Raw genomic sequence first — 19425 nt, 5'->3', positions numbered from 1 at the left:
TGCGCTCGACGATAGAAGCCCTTCTCACTTTGGATCCGGGGCTTTGTACACGACTTTTCCGCCTACCATTGTCAGCACCGATAGTGTCTTTGGCAGGTCAGGCGCCGGCACGGTGAATATGTCCTGCGAGAGGACGGCGATGTCTGCGAATTTGCCCGGTTCCAGAGTGCCTTTTTCTTTTTCCGCGAACTCAGCGTATGCCGATGTGCGCGTGTAGGCGATGACGGCCTGCTCACGAGTGATTGCTTCCGAGGGCCGGTTGCCGGGATTGGTGGCGAACATGATGTCGAGGTAGGGGTTGACCGGCGCATCGGAGCCGAAGGCCAATGGGATGCCTGCTTCCAGCAGCGACTTTAAAGGTTGAGCTTTCTCAAACGCCACCACGCCCGGCGGCACGATGGGGGCTAGATGGATGGGGTTTTGCACCACGATGATGCCGTCCTGCTTGATGCGCGCGAACTGGTCGGGGAAGATTCCGTCTCCATGTTCGAAGCAGAGGCGGCGGCCGTCCCAGATGCTTTTTCCGCCGGTCGCGTCGATGGCGTCGAGCACGGTCTGGGCCGATCGATTGCCGGAGATATGAAGCAACAACTGGTCGTTGTTATCGATGGTTTCCTGCAGCATGGTGCGATACTCGGCTTCGGGAAATTGGAGCGGCAGGTCAGCCATGAGGGAGTCAAACGGCGGTTTGGCAGGAAGTTTCCAGGCTCCCCTGGGTGTGAGGGTGCCTTCGACTCCAACACCATCGGCCAGCCATTTCGAGCCGCTCACGGTGATCAGGCTTGCGGGATGGGCTGGCATTCTCTTGCCTTCGGCAACGTCTCTGCCCGCTGGGGTGGTGCCGGGCATGCGCACGATGCGAACGCGGATCTGCGTGGGCACGGCCTTGAGAAGCGAGACGGCGCGGGCTGGAGGCATCGCTACCGACAGCTCCTGGATGGAGGTGACGCCGTACTTTGCTTCATCCTCAAGCTGCTGCCGGAGTTGAACGATTGCTTCGCTATCTGGAATGCGATCGGCCGCAGCACGCGACATATTCATGAGGGCGTATTCGCGGATGGTGCCGGTGAGCCGGCCTTTGGCGTCACGCTCGAGGCGACCGCCGAGCGGGTCAGGCTGAGTTTCGGAGACGTTATAGAAGCGCAGAGCGGCCGAGTTGAGAATCATCGCGTGGCCGGTGAATGTGCCGAGCGTCACTGGATTGTTCGGCGCGATTTTATCCAGGGCATCCCGGTCTACTGAAGTATCTCCGAAGACCTGGAAGCCAATGGTCACCGCGATCAGGCTGTTGGGAGGGTTTTTAGCGATGGCGGCTACGATGCCGTTCTTCACCTGCTCCCATGACGGGTCCAGCGTCTGGAAATCGACGTCGACCTCGGCCGGTCCGAGGCTGAAATGATGATGAGCGTCGTTGATGCCCGGAATGGCAGTGCTGCCGTGGAGGTCAATCGCAACCGTGTTTGGGCCGGCCAAAGCCTGGATTGTTTTTGTATCGCCGGTGGCCATGATTCGCTCACCACGGATGGCCACTGCCTGCACGTAAGGTTGCGATGCTACTCCGGTAAAAAACTTTCCGTTGAGCAGTACCGTGTCTGGTTTTGTCTCTTGTGCGGGCGCGAGACTGCAGAGAACGAGATTGCAGAGAACGGCAAGAGACAAGAATGCGATCAGGTTTTTCGTGGTGAGCTGCTTCATTTGGGTTCACTCTCTTTGCGATGATCTCACGAGAGTGATCTCAAAATTATTAATGAGAGATGGGATTGAAGCGCGAACGAAGTTCGATGTTATGAATGGGCCTGGCGCGCGACGCATCATTTCATCGGACGTGATTCCAATCTGTTTTTACTACCCGGACGAGCTCCGCAAGCTAATGCAAACGTCTGGCTTTCCTTCGTCCTGGTCAGGCAATGGGAACGGAATTGAGCCGGCATCACAGTTTGATGAACCAGGAGATGAAACGGGACGACCATGCGAACGCACAAGACAAATATCAGGTGGTTTGTTCGAAAAGGCCGATCGAAAGTTCGCCGAAGAATCCGGCAAGTGTCTGCGTGGTTCGCTGCTTGTGATTCATTGCGGGATGGCATAGCATTTAGCGCTATAGATCGGCATGTGGCCTATTCCTGCGTGTTGCGGGAATGTGGATGAGTTTACAAATCAGGGTGCTGAATGTTCGTTCCGCCTGTCACAAGATCAAAATCGAGGGCAAACACATTCAAGCCGTCGGCGGCTGTCGGGTTGGGCGGATCGGGCTTGTCTGAGCATCGCGATGCGCAGCAAGAGAAGGCTGACGCGGGCGGACACGGTGCGGGACAGGGGTTGGATTTTGGCAAGATCCCGCTCTTTTCTCCCGGCTCGGGTGATTCCTTGCCGACTCAGGCGAAGCTTAAGATTGGCGCTGCCAATGATCCGATGGAACACGAGGCGGATCGTGCTGTAGAGCAGGCTTTGCGTGTTGCTGAACCGGGCTTCTCAGACGGTTCTGTGCCGCAGATCCGAAGCATGCAACCGAGGCTGCGCGCGAACGCGGCGGCCAAGCCGCTGGAACATGATTTGGCTGGGCCTGGTCCCGATTCGTTTCGAGGGCGAGGCTCTCCGCTGCCTGCGCCGGTGCGTGGACTTTTTGAAAAGCAGTTCCAATACAGTTTTGGCGACGTTCGCGTACATGACGGGCCGGATGCGGCTGAGTCTGCGCGTGGGCTTGGGGCGCGTGCCTACACGTACGGACGCGAGATTGTGTTTGGAGCGAATGAGTATTTGCCCGGCAAAGCGAAGGGAGCGAGGCTGCTGGGCCACGAGCTGGCGCATGTGGTGCAGCAGGGGGCGGGACGTTCGCTGGTGCAGCGCAGTCCGCTTTCAGATCAGGTGAAGAAAGACTGGGATGCCGACCCCAAGATTGAAACGCTGCTGGCCCGGCTGGGACAGGCGGATGTGCAGAATGCGTCGCAGGATGCTGATCTCGATGCCATGATTGCCAAGGAGTTGGCGACCAAGCCTGACGATCTGTGGCTGGCGCAGCGGATCCGGAAGCGCGAGCTGGGAAGGACCAGCGGAGAATTTGGTCCAAAGGTCAAGGAGAAGTACAAAGAAACGGTCAAGGTAAAAGTCAAGGGCAAGGTCAAAGAGGTGGTCCGGGAGAAGACGAGGGAAAGGGCCGTGCAGCGGCCGATTGAAGCGTTCTTCTTTCGAGGTAAGACTGACCGGCGTGCGCTGGTGATTGCGGGCGTGCATGGATCGGAACGGCAGGGGATGGAGATTGCTCGCGATCTGATTGCCGACCTTACGAAGGGCCCACCCGCGGTTATGAGCGCGATTATTGTTCCGTCGATGTTTCCTGATAATGCCGCGAGCGGGAACCGGGAAAATGGGTCCGGCAAGGATGCCACTCCCACGAACCGGAACTTTCCACCGACGTCAGAAGACCTGGACGCTGCGAAGAAGGCGGGAAAGGGCACGGCGGTGGACGCGACCACCGACGACCGCGGCAACCGCACACGGGAGATTTTGCAAGAGAATCAACTGCTGATGCAGTTGATGGAGAAATTCAAGCCGGAGAGGATCATCACCCTTCACGGAACCAAGCATTCGGGCGCGGCGGGGGCTTTCTACGATCCCAGGAAGCTGCGTCCGGACGAGGATAAGGCGGCCAGGGACTGGGCACATGCGAATGCTCCATCGCAGATGACGGCTGATCAGCAGAAGGCGCCTGATGCCCAAGACCAACTGAAGAAGCTGGAAGAGAGCCTGTATCAGCAGGAAGTGGTGAAGAGGACAGGACAGGACAGCGACACCGACCGCGATCTCTCACTCAACACAGCGAAACAAATTGATGCAGCCACGACCGGAATCAAGGGACGCGAAAAACGCCCAATGGACCGGGAGGATGAAGGCAAGAAGCAACGCGATGCGAACATGGCAGGACGCCAGGCTCATCCTTCGATTGCAGGAAATGTTGGCTCGACTGGAGCAATCGACCATCCTAAGTGGAGCGGCACCACACCCGGCGGGACTTCCCTGGGCGATTACGCGTCGGCCCGGGGAATGTCAGTGTTTACGGTGGAGGCGGCTCTGAATTTTAATACCGATGATTACGCGGGCAAGACAGACGATATAAGCCAGGCGGATCGCAAGATTGAGTTGCAGGCTTATTCCGATGCGGTGAAAGCTATTTTGCTTGGGACGTAGTGGGTTGGGGCGGCTGCGCGATTCAGTCCAGCTTGTAGGGCCAGTTGGGTTTTGAGAATGCGGCGCCATCTACCCAGATTGTCTGGCCGCTGATGAAGGATGCCTGATCCGATGCCAGGAAGACGACTGCGTCCCCGACATCTTTGGGCATGCCGACGCGGCCCAGTGGGGCTTCTGTTGCCCAGATGCCCTCATAGTGCGGGTCTTCCTGGGCTGTGCGCTCGGTGAGGATGGCTCCCGGGGCGATGCAGTTGACGCGGATACCGTATCTGCCCAGTTCGGTGGCGGCGATGGTTGTGAGTGCCGCGATACCGGCTTTGCTCACGCTGTAGGAGACGAGGCGTGGGAATGGGAGCTTGCTGCTGCCGGAGCCGATGTTGATGATGGTACCTCCGCCGGTGGTTTTCATCCAGCGGGCGGCGGCTTGTGTGCAGAGAAATGTTCCCTTGAGGTTGGTGTCGATGTCGCGGTCCCAGGCGCTTTCTTCGAGTTCGAGGAATGGGGCCCATGTTTGGGTTCCGGCGTTGTTGACGAGGATGTCGAGCTTAGTAATTTTTTGTGCGAGATGATCGAAGAGGCTTTGGATGCTTGTGCTGGAGCGGATGTCTGCTGGTACTACGAAAGCATTTGAGCCGAGGCTGCGGATTTCGCTGACGACTTGATCTGTGAGTGGGGATTCTTCCTTGTCGTTGATGGCGACAGTGCAGCCTGCCTGCGCTAAGGCGAGAGCGATTCCCTTCCCTACGCCCTGGGCGGCTCCTGTAACTAGCGCGGTTTTTTCGGCGAGCGGTTTGGGATGAGCAAGGCAGGGGTTTTCCGGTGGAGGTTGGAGCATCGATTTTCCTCGCTTTGAGTGTATCGCTGGAAATTCGCTGCTCGTTCTGCGGACACTCCTTTCAGGGGCGGAAGGTGATCCCTGTCAGGGTCTCGGCTTCACGCCAGAGGCGTTCTGCGTCCTTCGGGTCCTGTGCGGCGGATGGTATCGGGACGAGTTTTGGATAACCTTTCAGCTCGGAAAATCCATCGGGACCGTAGTAATCGCCAGAGGCGGCCTGGGGAGCTACGGCTGCAAATAAAGTTGGCAGAGCGCCGTGAGCCGCATCCTGTGAAGCAAACGGTTTCAAGATCGCTGCAACGATTTGGAATGGAGAGAGGCCAGTTCCAGGGCCGCTGGTCTGCAGGTTTGTGATGGCGTAGCCGGGATGTGCCGATGTGACGATGACGGGCGAGCCGGCCTTCGCCATTCGGCGATGAAGCTCAAGCGCAAACAGCGAGTCGGCCAGTTTGGATTGGGCATACGCCTGCGCCATGGGGCTGTAACGGTGCTCGCTCTGCAGATTGGCGAAATCGATCTTCGCAAACTTTGTAATCGAACTCGATACGATGACGATGCGGTTGCCTTGCTGCTGCCGCATGTGTGGATAGAGCAAAGCGGTGAGGGCGAAGGGGCCGAGGAAGTTAGTGGCGAATTGGCGCTCGAAGCCATCCACCGTTAATTCACGTTTGGGGATGGCCATCACACCGGCGTTGTTGATGAGCAGATCGATGGATGGGCCGGGGTACTGCGCGGAAAACCAGGAAGCGAACTCGCGCACACTGGCCTGCGAGGCTAGGTCCAAGACAGCGGGAACGAGGCTGGCTGACGGAATTTCTTTGCGGATGCGGTTGATGGCGTCATTCGCTTTCGCCAGGGAGCGAGCAGGAAGGATGATTTCAGCGCCTTTGCGGGCTAGCTCAAGGGCAGTTTCAAAGCCGATGCCGGAGTTTGCTCCGGTAATCACTACACGGCGGCCTGATTGCGACGGAATGAGATTGGCTGTCCATTGTTTCGTTTGCTCTGACATAGGAAGAGTATGGTTGATTCAGTATCCATTGGCAATAAGGCACCTGAATGGCGTGTACTTACCTGGAGGTAACTATGAAGAAGGTGGATTGGGAGAAAGCGGACGCGATGTGCGACAAGCTTTCCGCCGAACAGGATGTGCTGGTGCGGGAGATTGTGACGCAGATCTCTGAGAAGTGGACGCTGTGGACGATGTCTGTGCTGGCGAGGGCCGGTGCGCCGATGCGCTTTTCGCGTGTGATGGAAGAGGTGGAAGGGATCAGCCAGAAATCTTTGACCAAGACTCTACGGCAGTTGGAGCGGGGCGGGCTGGTCACGCGGGAGGTCTTCGCTGAGGTTCCGCCGAGGGTGGAGTACAAGATTACAAAGCTGGGTGAGGAGCTGCTGGTGCAGTTGCACCCAATGTGGCTTTGGACAGTGACGAATGTAAAGAGATTTGAGGCCGCACGGTTGAAGTACGCCGGAAATGGGCGGAAGAATCCCTGGACCAGGGCGCGGGTTTCTCGCTAGGTTGTTTGCCTTGGACGATATTCCAATATTTATGACATGCCGATGATTTCGCCGTGTTCGTCTACGTCGATGGCGAGGGCGCGGGAGAGTTTGGGCAGGCCGGGCATGAGCATCATAGCGCCGGAGATAACTACAAGGAAGCCTGCGCCGGCGGAGAGTGCGATGTCTGTGACGTGGAGCATCCAGCCGGTGGGTGCGCCGAGGAGCTTGGGATCGTCGCTGAGCGAGTATTGGGTTTTCGCGATGCAGATGGGGAGTTGGCCGAAGCCCCATCGCGTAAAGCGGGCGAGGCTTTCTTTGGCGCGATCGCTTAATTCGACGGCGTCTGCGCCGTAGATTTTCTGCGCTACCTTTGTGATTTTTTCGAGTACCGGATCATCGGATTCGTAGGTGGTGGTGAGCGCGGGATTTGGATTTGCTTCGATGACTTCTACGACTTTTTGTGCAAGCTCGACGGCGCCTGCTGCGCCTTTCGCGTATGCCTCGGAGAGCGCGAACTCTGCGCCGTGTGCATGACAGAAGGTGCGTAGTGTGTCGAGCTCAGCTACGGTGTCGTTGGGGAATTGATTGATGGCTACGACCAGCGGCAGTCCGAAGCTACGCACGATGGCGATGTGTTTTTCGAGGTTGGCGAAGCCGCGCTCGAGGTCGCCTTCACGTTGTTGCCTGACACTTTGGACGGTTGTTACGAGCACGGCAGCGGAGGGTTTGGTGCCGGAAAGTGGACTTACGAGGTCCATGTACTTTTCAAAGCCGAGGTCCGATGCGAAGCCTGTTTCGTTGATGACGTAATCGGCTAGTTGCATTCCCATTTTTTGCGAGATGACGGAGCTGGTGCCGTGCGCGATGTTGGCGAAGGGACCGCAATGGACCGTGGCAGGCGTGCCTTCCGTGGTCTGCACAAGATTTGGCAGCAGGGCTTCACTGAGCAGGGCCATCATGGGGCCTGTTGCACTGAGGTCCGCTGCACGCACGGGGTTTCCTTTGCGGTCCTGGCCGATGACGACGCGGGCCAGGCGAGTGCGAAGGTCTTCGCGACTCTGTGCGAGCGCGAGGATGGCCATGATCTCCGAGGCTGCTGTGATGAGGAAGCCGCTGGGGCAGTTGCTGCCGTCGCGCTGCTTTTTATCGGGAGCGGAGACGCTGACGGTGATGTTGCGCAGGGCGCGATCATTCATGTCGAGCGTGCGCGGCCATGTGATGCTGTTGGGGTCGAGGTCAAGCTCATTGCCGTGGAAGAGGTGCGAGTCGATGAGTGCGGCGAGAAGGTTGTGCGCGGAGGTGATGGCGTGGAAGTCGCCGTGGAAGTGGAGGTTGATTTTTTCGGCAGGCTCGACCTGTGATTTTCCGCCGCCGGCTGCGCCGCCTTTCATGCCGAAGACCGGGCCGAGAGATGGTTCGCGCGAGGTGAGGATGGCGCGCTTGCCGATTTTTTCCAGGCCCTGAGCGAGCCCTATGGAGGTGACGGTCTTGCCTTCGCCGGAGACTGTGGGTGTGGTGGCTGTGACCAGCACTAAGTGTCCGTTGCGATGAAAGCGCTGGTCTTTGAGGAGGTCGAGATTCAGCTTGGCGCTCACCGGGCTGCGCTTTTCGTAGAAGTCTTCGGTGAGGTCGAGCTTGGCGGCGACTTGTTCGATGGGGAGTAACGTTTTCAACTGACAATCCTTTAGATAGAAGATATTCGGTCTTTATTTGGGCATAGGGATCGACAAAGCTTTGCCTGCGCCGCGCTCGGTGATCCAGAGCGTATCGCCTGCAGGCTCTATGCCGGTGGGTGTCTTTAGTCCATCCTTGAGTACGATAACGCTTGCCTTATCTCCGTTGACGGTGATGGAGGAGATTTTGCCGCTGCCATTTTCGGCTACGTAGAGCTTACCGTTTGCGGCACGCATGCCGTCTGGCCCATGGACCGGCTGATCCATCCAGATATCGACGGGCGTCCCTGGCTTGCCGGAAGAATCGACGGGGATGCGATAGAGCTTGTTGAAGACGACGTTGTTGACGTAGAGCGTGCCATCGAGGAAGGTGATGCCGTCGACGCCCTGAAGCGTTCGATGCTCGAGGTAAAGTTCGGCAGCGGATGCGCCTGCGGGAAGCCTGTAGATTCTGCCTGTGGCGGTGTCCGTGATGTAGAGCGCCTTGTCCGGGCCAATTGCAAAATCATTGCATGTGGTGTTCTCTCCGGGCAGGTTCCAGCGGACTTTGGGCGCTCCGGTGGAGAGGTCGAAGCCTCTGAGCGCGGTATGGCGTTGCGTGGGTGTGGTGTTTGGCACCGGGGTTAGCTGGCAGGTCCATAACGTATGCGTGGAAGCGTCGGTGAGCATGCCGAAGAAAAATGTGCCGGGGCCTTCGGCGCTGGCGTCGATGAATTTTTCGGCTGTGGATGAGCCGGGATGCACTTTGTAGACGAAAGGTGAGCTTGCACTGCCGACGATGAGCACGCCATCCGGCGCAATGGTCAGGCTTTCCGGCTGTGACTTTGCATCGGCGATCAGGATTTCAGAGATGGATTGGGCTTGCGTCATGCTCGCGGTTAGAGCAATGCAGACGGCGAGGATTCGAGTGGTCGAGAGAAACATCGTCAAGTCTCCGTAGATTTGATCTTTGGGGCGGTCAGCTTTTGTGAACGACTTCGAAGGAGTAGCCGTCGGGATCTAATACATCAGCTGCGTAGTAGCCGGGATAGTATTCGAGCCGCGCTCGCGGTGAGATGTTGTCCTTTGCTCCTGCGTTGATTGCTGCGCGATAGAACTCGTCTACCTGGGCGTTGCTTTCGGCTTTGAATCCCCAATGAATGGCGGCTGGATTTGGTGTTCCTTGCTTGAGCCAGAAGCATGCTCGCTTTCCATCGCCGAAGCCCCAGAGGTCTGGGTGGCCGTTCTCACCTTTATAGGGGAGGAAGAAGCGGATGTTTAGCGGCTTCAGGGCTGCTTCGTAGAAGGCTAGGGAGCGTTCTATGTTGCTTACCGAGAGGATGATGTGGTCTAGCATGTTTTTCCTTGCTCTTATGCCTAAAAGCCGTGTTCGGATTACGCTTCGGCGAATTTGAGATTTTTGTAGAGATCGTCACTGAGGTAGAACTAGGCGGCGATTTGTTCAATGGGGAACCGGGGCTTCTTCACTTAGGTTCCTCGGGGAGTTCGTCAGGCTTATTCTAGTGAGCCAGGTGATCTATCTCGAATGGAATTTCGGAATTGTCTTCGTTCAAAATTCTGCTTTGCTCTGGATGAGTTGCGTTGTATCGGACGCGGACGGCAAGAGAGTCCATCGTCTCTCCGACTTGGTTGATTCGAGCGTCACTGATGGGCATACCCGTAGATGATCCGTCATAGGTTTGGCCGTTTACTTCGTATGAATAATCCACAAGCGGGAGGGTGGGCGATCCGGAGTCTGTGGTGAAGCGGGTGATAGTTCCGTTTGCGATGTGCCAGCGGAGGGACTGGGCACGACGGCGTTCTCTGCGTAATTTGCCGGCGATTGCGGCTAAGATTTCAGGCAAAAAGAAGCCGCCCATAGGAGGCGATTGTATCGCGGAGCGATACGACTTTAAAAGCCACGAACAGCAAAGGCAAGAGCAACCGCAAATCCTTCCCTCCGTCTGGAAAACGGGTACGGTCAGGATGACGGGGGTTTGTGGGTGATGGAGTGCGAGGTATCCCACCCATCGAGCAAAGACGCTCGATGGATGGGGCACCCTTTGTGGTGGAAGAACGGACAACTTAGAGGCCGAGTTCGGATTTGGCTTCGATGAATCTGGCTAATGCGAATTCGAGGTTTTCGCGGGTGTGGGCGGCGGAGATTTGGGTGCGGATTCTTGCTTTGCCTTGTGGGACTACTGGGTATGAGAAGGGGATGACGTAGATGCCTTTGGCTAGCAGGGCTTCGGCCATGCGGGAGGCTACTACTGCGTCGCCGAACATGACGGGGACGATGGGGTGCGAGCCGGGGAGGATGTTGAAGCCGGCTTTGGTCATCTCGTCGCGGAAGAAGCGCGTGTTTTCTATGAGGCGCTTGCGGAGGTCGCCGGACTCCGAGAGCAGGTCGAGGACTTTGAGTGATGCGCCGACGATGGGCGGGGCGACGGAGTTTGAAAAGAGATAGGGGCGCGAGCGCTGGCGGAGGAGCTCGATGATTTCCTTGCGGCCGCTGGTGTAGCCGCCGCTGGCTCCGCCGAGGGCTTTGCCGAGGGTGCCGGTGATGATGTCGACGCGGCCTTCGACGCCGCAGAGTTCAAGCGTGCCGCGGCCGTTTTCGCCGATGAAGCCGACGGCGTGGGAGTCATCGACCATCACGAGGGCGTTGTATTTGTCGGCGAGGTCGCAGATCTTGTCAAGCTTGGCGAAGTAGCCGTCCATGGAGAAGACGCCGTCTGTGGCGATGAGCTTGTAGCGCGCGGAGGAGGCTTCCTTGAGTTTGGCTTCGAGGTCGTCCATGTCGCCGTTGCGGTACCGGAGGCGCTGGGCCTTGGAGAGGCGGACGCCGTCGATGATGGAGGCGTGGTTCAGCTCGTCGGAGATGATGGCGTCTTCGGCGTCGAGGATGGTCTCGAAGAGGCCGCCATTGGCGTCGAAGCAGGAGCTGTAGAGGATGGTGTCTTCTGTGCCGAGGAAGCTGCTGATGCGTGCTTCAAGCTGCTTATGCGGAGCTTGCGTGCCGCAGATGAAGCGGACACTGGCGAGGCCGTAACCCCATTCTTCGAGGGCCTGCTGCGCGGCCTGGACGATGGACCAATGATTGGCGAGGCCGAGGTAGTTGTTGGCGCAGAGGTTGAGGACGGGCTCGCCGCCGGTGGAGACTTGCGCCTGCTGGGGGGTGGTCAGGACGCGCTCGTTTTTATAGAGACCGGCGGATTTGATTTCGGCGATTTTGGTTTTGAGATGTTGCTGGAAGTCGGTGTACATGGCGTTTCCTAGGATAGCGGAGTTGGCGGGCTGAGAGCCCACCCATGCGCAAAAAGCCGCGCATGAATGGGGCACCCGGCCTGGGGCCCCTTTCGCTCAGGATGACACGGCTTTATTAAGCGAGAATATTGGCGGAGCTGATGGACGCTTAGAAGGGATTTGCGAGGGTGCGGCGGATGCGGTCGCTGTAGGTGCGGCCGGATTGCAGACGCTGGCCTGACTTGAGCTCTACCGCATACTGACCGTGCGCCATGGACCATAGCTGCGCAATACTCCGGAGGTTGACGATGTGCGAGCGGTGGATGCGCAGGAAGCGGTTGGGATCGAGCACGCCTTCGATGGTGTTCATAGGTACATGCAACAGGTAGTTTGCCGGACCTGCGTGGAGGCGGACGTAGTTCTGAAATGCTTCGATCCAATCGATCTCGTTGACGGGGACGAATATGGTGTTCTCGCCGGATCGAATGGCGAATCGCTCTAGCTGGCGCGGCGGATTGGCTATGGCGTCGAGCATGGTGAGCACCTGGTTTGTGGCATCCTGACGCGGGGCGGCTTGCAGCCTGCCTATGGCTCGCTTGAATGCGAGATCGAAGCGCTCTTCTGTTACCGGTTTCAGGAGATAGTCTATGGCTGCGATTTCAAAGGCCCGGAGCGCGTACTGATCGTGCGCGGTTACGAAGATCACCGGCGGCATTTGCTCTGCTCCAATGGCGTGAACCACGGCGAAGCCATCGGTGCGCGGCATCTGGACGTCCAGGAGCACGAGATCCGGTTTCTTTTCGCGAATGAGAGCAATTGCCTCGCGTCCGTTGCGGGCTTCCGAGACGGATTCCACTTGCGACTGGCGGGTGAGCAAAAGCTTTAGCCCTTCGCGCGCGAGTGGCTCATCCTCCGCAACTAGTACTTTCAATCGCACAGTACACCTTCGGTTGGGACCGTACGGGCTGGGAGTGTGATGGTGACTCGGACACCTCGGTCTGCCGCTTGCTCAACGAGGAGATGCGCGCTGTTTCCATAGAGCCGCGCCAGGCGGTTCCTGGTGTTCGTCAAACCGATACCGTTGTGACCGGGTTTGGGCGATGCAAAACCGGGCCCATCAAGACCGGGGCCATCGTCCGCGACGATGAGGGTGAGTGAGCCGTTGGTGCTGGTGGCGCTTACTTCGATGGTCACTGCTTCCTCGCTTTGACCGAGGCCATGGCGGACAGCGTTCTCTACGATGGGCTGCAGGACCATGTGCGGCACGAGAAGATCGGAGAGTGCGGCGGCTGCGTCAATGCTGACTCTAAGGCGGTCCTCAAAGCGAACCTGCTCGATGGAGAGGTAGAGGCGCAGAAATTCCAGTTCGCGCCAGAGTGGAACCTCCTGAACTTCCACATCTTCAAGCGTGAGACGCAGGAGGCTTCCGAGCTTCTCGACCATTGCTTCAGCCTGCGCGGTTTTGTGTTGCTGGATGAGAACTGTGATGGCGCCGAGTGTGTTGAAGAGAAAATGCGGCTGCAACTGCATCTTGAGTGAGCTTAACTGCGCGGTTGCAAGCTGCTGGGCAAGTTCGGATGCCTGCATCTTGAGCTCGAATGCTTCTCGCTCGCGGCTCTTGGCGTTCTTTTGTGAGCGATAGACGGTGTGCAGTGCGATGACTGCCCAATAGCGGATGACTCCGCCCTGAAGGCCGAAGCCGAGCATGATTCTGACTCCCGCGATGAGGGACGGAGGAGTGCGAGCCGGGAAGACGTGGAGCAGCAGCAGAAAGGGGACTTCAAGGGTGGAGGCGACGACGGAGAAAATGACGCTGAAACAGATGTGCAATGCGATGTAGGCGACTCGGCGCTCGATGGGCCACCGATTGCTGAGCCAGAGAAGCGCCGGCGTGAGAGCGGCGCAGACATACATGCCCGTCATCCAGCCGACGAAGACATATTTCCAGGGCACGGTGCTGCCTGAATAGAGGCGCGGCACCATGTCCTGGACGATGTAGAAGAGCCCGGCGATCGTCCAGCCAAGCCAGATGACCGCAATCAGCTTGATTCGTTCGCGCATGCGAGGCGACGTCACTGCTCAATTCTGCCACGGACTGGTCTGCAACTTAGGCATCTTTTGACTAAGTGGCCTGCGGGGATGACGAACTGCGCTCGCAAGGGCGGTAATCCAGTTCGGCATCTCAGCGGGACTGTTTGTCAAAAAGATATGTCGGCGCGCGACGGAGCGCCTCAGGATGTCTTCATGCCGAAGAGGCAAGAACCAAATCCGACGAGAGGATGGAGCAGGAGCCATGAAGACTGGATTGAGAGTGTGGGTATTGGGAGCAATGGTGGTGGTTTTGGCGTTGGTAAGTGGAAGCGCGGCGCAAAGCGCTGTGAAAGAGACGGGCGCAGGGCAGGTTGGCATAGCACCGATTGGCGCAGCACAAGGTATTTTGCCGAGTGGAATGGGCGAGGCCGTTGATCATGACGTGATGATCATTCGTGAGGCAACTGCGAAGTTCAAGACGACCGATGCTGCTGAAGCGGCTGGCTATAAGGCCGACGGTGGCTGCATGGAATATCAACCCCATGGCGCGATGGGATACCACTACAAGAACAATGACCTCTATAACGAGGCGACGCTGGACCTGGAGCATCCCTCAGTACTGGTGTACGAAAAGATGACGGATGGCCACTTTCAATTGAACGGTGTGGAGTTTCTTATTCCTATCGCGGGTTGGAAATCAAGTGAGCCACCGCAGATTATGGGGCAGAAGCTGAAGAAGTTCGATAAGTTTGGCTTCTACTACCTGCATGTGTGGACGTGGAAGGCTAGTCCGACGGGGCTTTTTGCGGATTGGAATCCGGATGTGAAGTGTGTTGGCGAGGCGGCGAAGATGTAGTGATTGCAAGTTGCAGTGACAGAAAAAGCAAAGGCAACCGCAGATCCTTCGACTGCGCGAGGCGCATTTAATGCGCCTCGCTTTGCTCAGGATGACACGATGTTGTGGATGAGTTAGCTGAGTGAGGTCCAGTCGAGGATGACTTTGCCGGTTTGGCCGGAGATCATGGCGTCGAAGCCCTGCTGGAATTCGTTGTAGGGGAAGCGGTGCGTGATGACGGGCGAGATGTCTACGCCGGAGTCGAGCATGACGGACATCTTGTACCAGGTTTCGTACATTTCGCGGCCGTAGATGCCCTTGATGGTGAGCATGTTGAAGATGATCTGGCGGAGGTCGAGGGGCAGCTCTTTGGCGGGGATGCCGAGGATGGCGATTTTTCCGCCGTGGCTCATGTTGGAGATCATGTCGCGCAGGGCCTGGGCATTGCCGGACATTTCGAGGCCGACGTCGAAGCCTTCCGTCATTCCGAGCTGCTTCTGTACTTCCGCGAGCGGGGTTTCTGTGGGATTGACGGCGAGGGTTGCGCCCATCTTGCGGGCGAGATCGAGGCGGAAGGGATTGATGTCTGTAATGACGACGTGGCGCGCGCCGGCGTGACGGACGACAGGGATGGACATGATGCCGATAGGGCCTGCGCCGGTGATGAGCACGTCTTCACCAAGGACGGGGAACGACAGCGCGGTGTGGACGGCGTTTCCAAAGGGATCGAAGATGGAGGCGACCTCCTGATCGACTCCGGCGTGGTGGCGCCAGATGTTGGTCATGGGAAGCGAGATGAGTTCGGCGAAGGCTCCGGGGCGATTGACGCCGACGCCCTGGGTGGCGGCGCAGAGATGGCGGCGGCCGGCGAGGCAGTTGCGGCAGCGGCCACAGGTGACGTGGCCTTCGCCGGAGACGATGTCACCGGGGAAGAAGTCGCTGACGTTGGAACCGACTTTGACAATTTCTCCGACGAACTCGTGGCCGATGGCCATGGGGACGGGGATGGTCTTCTGCGCCCACTCGTCCCACTGATAGATGTGAACGTCTGTGCCGCAGATGCCAGTGTAGCGGACGCGCACGAGCACGTCGTTGATGCCGATGACCGGCTCGGGAATGTCTTCGAGCCAGAGACCTTTTTCCGCTTTGGATTTTACGAGGGCCTTCATGGGTCTAGTTTAGGTCAAGGGTGGGAGAGGTGAATTCCGCTGGGGGTGCGGAGCGTGATTCCCCCTGGGGTGTTTTGCCCGGCTTTCGCCTTGAGCGGACCCGATAATGGAAGCTGCTCTGGGATTCTCGCCTCCTTTCCTGGTGCTGGTCTGCAATGCGTACAGGATTGCGGCGAGCGTGCCGGTGTGGAGAGACGATTCCTACATGATTAAGCCTATCCAGATTGCACTTGCGCCGACGCGCAGCCGGCCCCTGAATATGTTTCTTGGCGTGGTGCTGGCGCTGGCCTCGATTTTGCTGCTTCTTTCGCTGGCCACGTATCACACGGCTGACCCCTCATTGAATACTTCCATCGACCCCGGCACGCAGGGAACGGTGAAGAACTGGATTGGGCCGTTTGGCGCGACGATGAGCGACCTGGCGCTGCAGACGCTGGGATTGACGGCATTTTTCGTTCCTATGTGGATGGGCGCGATTGCCTGGGGCTGGACGCGTTCGCGGTGGAATGGGGCAGCGTGGCTGCGCGGGCTGGGAATGGTGTGCGCGGTGGCGTTTGTGCCGGTGATGTTTGGGCTGCTGCCGTGGCACTGGCAGTGGATGCACGCGGTTCCCGTGGAGGGCGTGGTGGGCCGGTTAATGGCGGGCCTGCTGGTGGGATACCTGAATGTGCAGGGCGCATGGCTGGTTGCGGGCGTGCTGGCCGCGGCGGGCGTGTATTTTGCGCTGGCGCTGAATTTCCGCGCGATGTATGAGTGGCTTTCCGCGCATTGGATTCAGCTGCAGGTGTGGAACGACCGCTGGCAGAACTGGCGTGAAGAACGCGCTGAGCGGAAGGCTGAGCGCGATGCGATCCGGCGCGGCGCGCTGCTGGATGAAGAACAGCAGAATCCGGGACCGTCGCAGAGCTTGTATACCGGGTCCGCAGAAGGTGAGGCTGCGGCGACGATGCGGACGCCGAGAGGGCTTGCTTCGTTTTTCTGGCGGAAGCGCGAGCGCGAGATTGATCCGGTGGAGGAGATTCCGGCGTACCAGCGGCAGCGGGCTGTGGGGCAGGAGGCTGTCGGCGCGGTGGCTGCTGAGCCTGTTGCGGCCACAGAGCCGGTGCGGAGAGTTGCCGGCAAGGCGAGCATTTGGGAGCGGACGGTAGATGCGGCTGGGCCTGCTACGGCTGGAGTGAGTGCGGCGCAGGCGGCATATGCGGAGGCGGGACAGGGTCAGAGACCAGCGCCAGTGCAGACTCCGACGGCGATGCCGATGCGGGCGGGGATTCAGGAAGTGTATGCGGCGCCCGAGCCGGAGCAGGTTCCGGTGACGGCGCGGTATGAGGCAATCCAGGCGCATGTGGAACCGGAGCCGGTAAGGCCGCAGCCAATGGCGATGCGGGCTCCGCAGCCTGCACCGGTGGAAGAAGCGATTGAGATCCACGAGCGGGCCGATGTGGAGGAGAAGACGGTTACTGTGGCTCCGAAGCATGTGAGCGGCTTTAAGCTGCCGCCGAGCACGCTGCTGCTGGAGGGCGAAGGACCGCAGGCGGTTCGCGAAGAGGACCTGCGCGAGGAAGCACGCACGCTGGTGGAAAAATGCGCGGAGTTCGACGTACGCGGGCAGGTAGTGCAGATCAATCCCGGGCCGATGGTGACGACGTACGAGTTCAAGCCGGAGGCGGGCGTGAAGTACAGCCGCGTGACAGGGCTGGCGGACGATCTGTGCCTGGCGATGCGGGCGGAGAGCATCCTGATTGAGCGGATGGCGGGCAAGAGCACCGTAGGAATCCAGGTGCCGAACCATGAGCGCGAGACGATTCACCTTCGCGAGGTGCTGGAGTCGGAGACCTTTGCCAAGGCGAAGAGCCGGTTGACGCTGGCGATGGGCAAGGACATCAACGGGCGAATTGTGACGGCGGACCTGGCGGGAATGCCGCATGTGCTGATTGCGGGTTCGACGGGATCGGGCAAGTCGGTGGCGATCAACGCGATGATCATGAGCCTGCTCTTCCGTACGACGCCGCAACAGGTGAGGCTGATTCTGGTCGATCCAAAGCGCGTGGAACTGGGTATGTATGAGGGCGTGCCGCACCTGTTTACGCCGATCATTACGGAGCCGAAGCTGGCGGCGAATGCGCTAAGAAATGCAGTGCGGGAGATGGAGCGGCGGCTGAAGCTGCTGGCTTCGCGGTCGGTGAGAAATATCGACCAGTACAACAAACTCTTCGAGGGGTCCACCCTTTCACTTTTTGGACAGGGTCCTGAGGAGGATGAGCAACCTCTGCCGTTCATCGTGATTGTGATTGACGAGCTGGCGGACCTGATGATGCTGGATCGGGCGAACGTGGAAGAGTCGATTACGCGACTGGCGCAGATGGCGCGCGCGGTGGGAATTCACCTGGTGCTGGCGACGCAGCGGCCCAGCGTGGACGTGATTACGGGCCTGATCAAGGCCAATGTGCCGACGAGAATCAGCTTCCGGCTTTCGACGAAGGTGGATTCGAGGACGATTATCGATACGAATGGCGCTGAGGCGCTGCTGGGACGCGGCGACATGCTGTTTCTGCCGCCGGGGACGAGCCGCCTGATGCGGCTGCATGCGCCCTATGTCAGTGAGAAGGAGACGGCGGCCATTGTGAAGTTCTGGAAGGACCAGGGCCAAGCCGAGTATGTGGAAGGATTCCTGGAATCGCCGAAGGACGAGCGCGTAAGCATGGAAGGCGGGAGCGGCGGCGAGGAAGAGAACGATCCACTGTTCGACGATGCGGTACGACTGGTCTTCGAGTTCGGCAAGGCGTCGACTTCCCTGCTGCAGCGGCGGCTTCGGATTGGCTACGGGCGGGCTGCACACCTGATTGACCTGATGGAGCGCGATGGGCTGGTGGGACCTGCGGACGGCTCGCGGCCGCGGGAGTTGCTGAAAGCTCCGGGATGGCTGCACGAAGTGAGCGCAAGCGCGATGGAGTAGAGACGCGATCAAGTATCCCAATTTGAGTCAGTTACCGTGGATGCAGATTCTCTAGATGACTATATGAAGTTATCCATATCCCACTCTTGCGTCATGGCTGGGAGTACACAGGACATGGCAAACTTAGCCATGTCTTCCTATTATTCCGACGCCGGCGAAGTTTCCGTGCTCATTGTGGATGACGATGAGGTCAGCCGCGAGGTTCTGGCCACCGTATTCACAATTGAGGGCTACGAGGTGCAAACGGCACCGGACGGGGTCGCGGCTCTGGCGATGCTGGACGCCGAAAGTTACAGGCCAAGGGTGATTCTGATGGATGTCAGAATGCCGGGCCTGAGGGGCGCGAGCCTGATTTCGCAGTTGCGCGAGCGGGTGCGTCCGGAATCGGGCACCGTGCTTCTGGCCATGAGCGCAAGCGAGCCGCACATCGATGACGTGCTGGGAGCGGATGGGTTTCTCGGCAAACCTTTCGGTGCGAAAGAGCTGAAGCAATGGCTGGAAAAGAGCCCGCGCGCGCCCGCGAAGCCGGATAAGCCGGGAGCGCCTACGACGCAAGTAACTGATTACACAAGCGAAAAACCCGCCGACACTCCCGTCGCAGAGGATGTCGTTCTGGATCGAAACAAGCTGGCCGCGCTGCGGGCGCTGATGCCTGAGGCGGCTGTACGCCAGATCTATACAACTGCCGTGGACGACCTGAGCCGCAGAATGCCCACGCTGGAAGCCGCGATTGAGCGTGGAGACTCGAAGATGGTGCATCATATCGGGCACGGCATCAAGGGCGGATGCGGCATGGTTGGCGCCGTGAATGCGGCTCGGCTGGGCGCAAAGCTCGAAGCTGAGAGTGACAAACTGGATAACAGTGGCGCAATAGCCGCGCAGCTAAGTAGCGCAATCGAGGCCCTTAAAGATATGCTAGGGAGGGAGTTTTCTCCGCAGTAAAAAAGAAGTATGATGTGACGGGTATTCCGGCAAGGTCAGGCTTTGCAGTTCCTGAGATTGCCCTCGAGTCGAAGTTT

General features: G+C 58.8%; 16 protein-coding genes. 5 read left to right on the top strand and 11 right to left on the bottom strand.

Going from position 1 to position 19425, the window contains the following annotated elements; translation table 11 throughout:
• Positions 1 to 24: 24 nt before the first annotated feature.
• Positions 25 to 1695, bottom strand: a complete 1671-nt coding sequence (locus VO84_RS17160) for an amidohydrolase (RefSeq protein ID WP_058188976.1) — start codon at positions 1693 to 1695, stop codon at positions 25 to 27.
• A gap of 558 nt (positions 1696 to 2253) precedes the next feature.
• Here VO84_RS17160 and VO84_RS17150 point away from each other — a divergent pair.
• Complete coding sequence (locus VO84_RS17150) at positions 2254 to 4185, top strand: eCIS core domain-containing protein (protein ID WP_058188974.1); 1932 nt, start codon at positions 2254 to 2256, stop codon at positions 4183 to 4185.
• Between the two features lie 22 nt (positions 4186 to 4207).
• Here the strand turns inward: VO84_RS17150 and VO84_RS17145 are convergent, their stop codons facing one another.
• Together VO84_RS17145 and VO84_RS17140 are read right to left on the bottom strand one after the other, a co-directional pair.
• Positions 4208 to 5020: an SDR family NAD(P)-dependent oxidoreductase gene (locus VO84_RS17145; RefSeq protein ID WP_058188973.1), complete on the bottom strand. Its 813-nt coding sequence runs from the start codon at positions 5018 to 5020 to the stop codon at positions 4208 to 4210.
• Positions 5021 to 5081: 61 nt separating this feature from the next.
• Entirely contained in the window at positions 5082 to 6029 is a 948-nt protein-coding gene (locus tag VO84_RS17140; RefSeq protein ID WP_058188972.1) for an oxidoreductase, read from the bottom strand.
• Between the two features lie 74 nt (positions 6030 to 6103).
• On the opposite strand from VO84_RS17140, the gene VO84_RS17135 reads away from it, so the two are divergent.
• The gene (locus VO84_RS17135; protein ID WP_058188971.1) at positions 6104 to 6538 is read left to right on the top strand and encodes a winged helix-turn-helix transcriptional regulator; all 435 of its coding nucleotides are present in this window, start codon (positions 6104 to 6106) and stop codon (positions 6536 to 6538) included.
• A 29-nt stretch (positions 6539 to 6567) separates the two neighbouring features.
• Here the strand turns inward: VO84_RS17135 and VO84_RS17130 are convergent, their stop codons facing one another.
• The 7 genes from VO84_RS17130 to VO84_RS17100 form a co-directional block, all read right to left on the bottom strand.
• On the bottom strand, positions 6568 to 8193 hold the full coding sequence (locus VO84_RS17130; protein WP_082662113.1) for a formate--tetrahydrofolate ligase: 1626 nt from the start codon (positions 8191 to 8193) through the stop codon (positions 6568 to 6570).
• A 33-nt stretch (positions 8194 to 8226) separates the two neighbouring features.
• Positions 8227 to 9117: an SMP-30/gluconolactonase/LRE family protein gene (locus tag VO84_RS17125; RefSeq protein ID WP_058188969.1), complete on the bottom strand. Its 891-nt coding sequence runs from the start codon at positions 9115 to 9117 to the stop codon at positions 8227 to 8229.
• 34 nt (positions 9118 to 9151) lie between these two features.
• Positions 9152 to 9529 carry a VOC family protein gene (locus VO84_RS17120; protein WP_058188968.1) on the bottom strand — a complete coding sequence of 126 codons (378 nt, stop codon included), beginning with the start codon at positions 9527 to 9529 and terminating at the stop codon, positions 9152 to 9154.
• 163 nt (positions 9530 to 9692) lie between these two features.
• On the bottom strand, positions 9693 to 10052 hold the full coding sequence (locus VO84_RS17115; protein WP_058188967.1) for a DUF3592 domain-containing protein: 360 nt from the start codon (positions 10050 to 10052) through the stop codon (positions 9693 to 9695).
• 205 nt (positions 10053 to 10257) lie between these two features.
• Positions 10258 to 11439 (bottom strand): glycine C-acetyltransferase, encoded by a 1182-nt coding sequence (locus VO84_RS17110; protein ID WP_058188966.1) that lies wholly within the window; start codon positions 11437 to 11439, stop codon positions 10258 to 10260.
• Positions 11440 to 11587: 148 nt separating this feature from the next.
• Positions 11588 to 12349 carry a LytR/AlgR family response regulator transcription factor gene (locus VO84_RS17105; protein WP_197414092.1) on the bottom strand — a complete coding sequence of 254 codons (762 nt, stop codon included), beginning with the start codon at positions 12347 to 12349 and terminating at the stop codon, positions 11588 to 11590.
• On the bottom strand, positions 12346 to 13494 hold the full coding sequence (locus VO84_RS17100) for a sensor histidine kinase (protein ID WP_197414091.1): 1149 nt from the start codon (positions 13492 to 13494) through the stop codon (positions 12346 to 12348). The genes VO84_RS17105 and VO84_RS17100 overlap by 4 nt, the downstream gene beginning before the upstream one ends.
• Positions 13495 to 13711: 217 nt before the next feature.
• On the opposite strand from VO84_RS17100, the gene VO84_RS17095 reads away from it, so the two are divergent.
• Positions 13712 to 14305, top strand: a complete 594-nt coding sequence (locus tag VO84_RS17095) for a hypothetical protein (protein WP_157439970.1) — start codon at positions 13712 to 13714, stop codon at positions 14303 to 14305.
• Between the two features lie 113 nt (positions 14306 to 14418).
• Here VO84_RS17095 and tdh read toward each other — a convergent pair whose 3' ends face one another.
• Complete coding sequence (gene tdh, locus VO84_RS17090) at positions 14419 to 15453, bottom strand: L-threonine 3-dehydrogenase (RefSeq protein ID WP_058188962.1); 1035 nt, start codon at positions 15451 to 15453, stop codon at positions 14419 to 14421.
• A gap of 106 nt (positions 15454 to 15559) precedes the next feature.
• Between tdh and VO84_RS17085 the strand changes: the two genes are divergently transcribed.
• Positions 15560 to 18406, top strand: coding sequence for a DNA translocase FtsK (locus VO84_RS17085; protein WP_231738033.1), 2847 nt, complete (start codon positions 15560 to 15562; stop codon positions 18404 to 18406).
• A 114-nt stretch (positions 18407 to 18520) separates the two neighbouring features.
• A complete protein-coding gene (locus VO84_RS17080) occupies positions 18521 to 19348 on the top strand; it encodes a response regulator (protein ID WP_058188961.1) in 828 nt (275 codons plus the stop codon).
• Positions 19349 to 19425: the final 77 nt, after the last annotated feature.

This window comes from Occallatibacter gabretensis (genome assembly GCF_001449115.1).
Taxonomy (GTDB): Bacteria; Acidobacteriota; Terriglobia; order Terriglobales; family Acidobacteriaceae; genus Telmatobacter; species Telmatobacter gabretensis.
The sequence above is the reverse complement of the archived record's forward strand: the minus strand, read 5'-3'. Positions and strand labels throughout refer to the sequence as shown.

Coding starts and splice junctions, on each gene's coding strand:
- VO84_RS17160 (WP_058188976.1), bottom strand. CDS start 1,695: ATGAAGCAGCTCACCACGAAAAACCTGATCGCATTCTTGTCTCTTGCC.
- VO84_RS17145 (WP_058188973.1), bottom strand. CDS start 5,020: ATGCTCCAACCTCCACCGGAAAACCCCTGCCTTGCTCATCCCAAACCG.
- VO84_RS17140 (WP_058188972.1), bottom strand. CDS start 6,029: ATGTCAGAGCAAACGAAACAATGGACAGCCAATCTCATTCCGTCGCAA.
- VO84_RS17135 (WP_058188971.1), top strand. CDS start 6,104: ATGAAGAAGGTGGATTGGGAGAAAGCGGACGCGATGTGCGACAAGCTT.
- VO84_RS17125 (WP_058188969.1), bottom strand. CDS start 9,117: ATGTTTCTCTCGACCACTCGAATCCTCGCCGTCTGCATTGCTCTAACC.
- VO84_RS17120 (WP_058188968.1), bottom strand. CDS start 9,529: ATGCTAGACCACATCATCCTCTCGGTAAGCAACATAGAACGCTCCCTA.
- VO84_RS17115 (WP_058188967.1), bottom strand. CDS start 10,052: ATGGGCGGCTTCTTTTTGCCTGAAATCTTAGCCGCAATCGCCGGCAAA.
- VO84_RS17110 (WP_058188966.1), bottom strand. CDS start 11,439: ATGTACACCGACTTCCAGCAACATCTCAAAACCAAAATCGCCGAAATC.
- VO84_RS17095 (WP_157439970.1), top strand. CDS start 13,712: ATGAAGACTGGATTGAGAGTGTGGGTATTGGGAGCAATGGTGGTGGTT.
- tdh (WP_058188962.1), bottom strand. CDS start 15,453: ATGAAGGCCCTCGTAAAATCCAAAGCGGAAAAAGGTCTCTGGCTCGAA.
- VO84_RS17085 (WP_231738033.1), top strand. CDS start 15,560: ATGGAAGCTGCTCTGGGATTCTCGCCTCCTTTCCTGGTGCTGGTCTGC.
- VO84_RS17080 (WP_058188961.1), top strand. CDS start 18,521: ATGGCAAACTTAGCCATGTCTTCCTATTATTCCGACGCCGGCGAAGTT.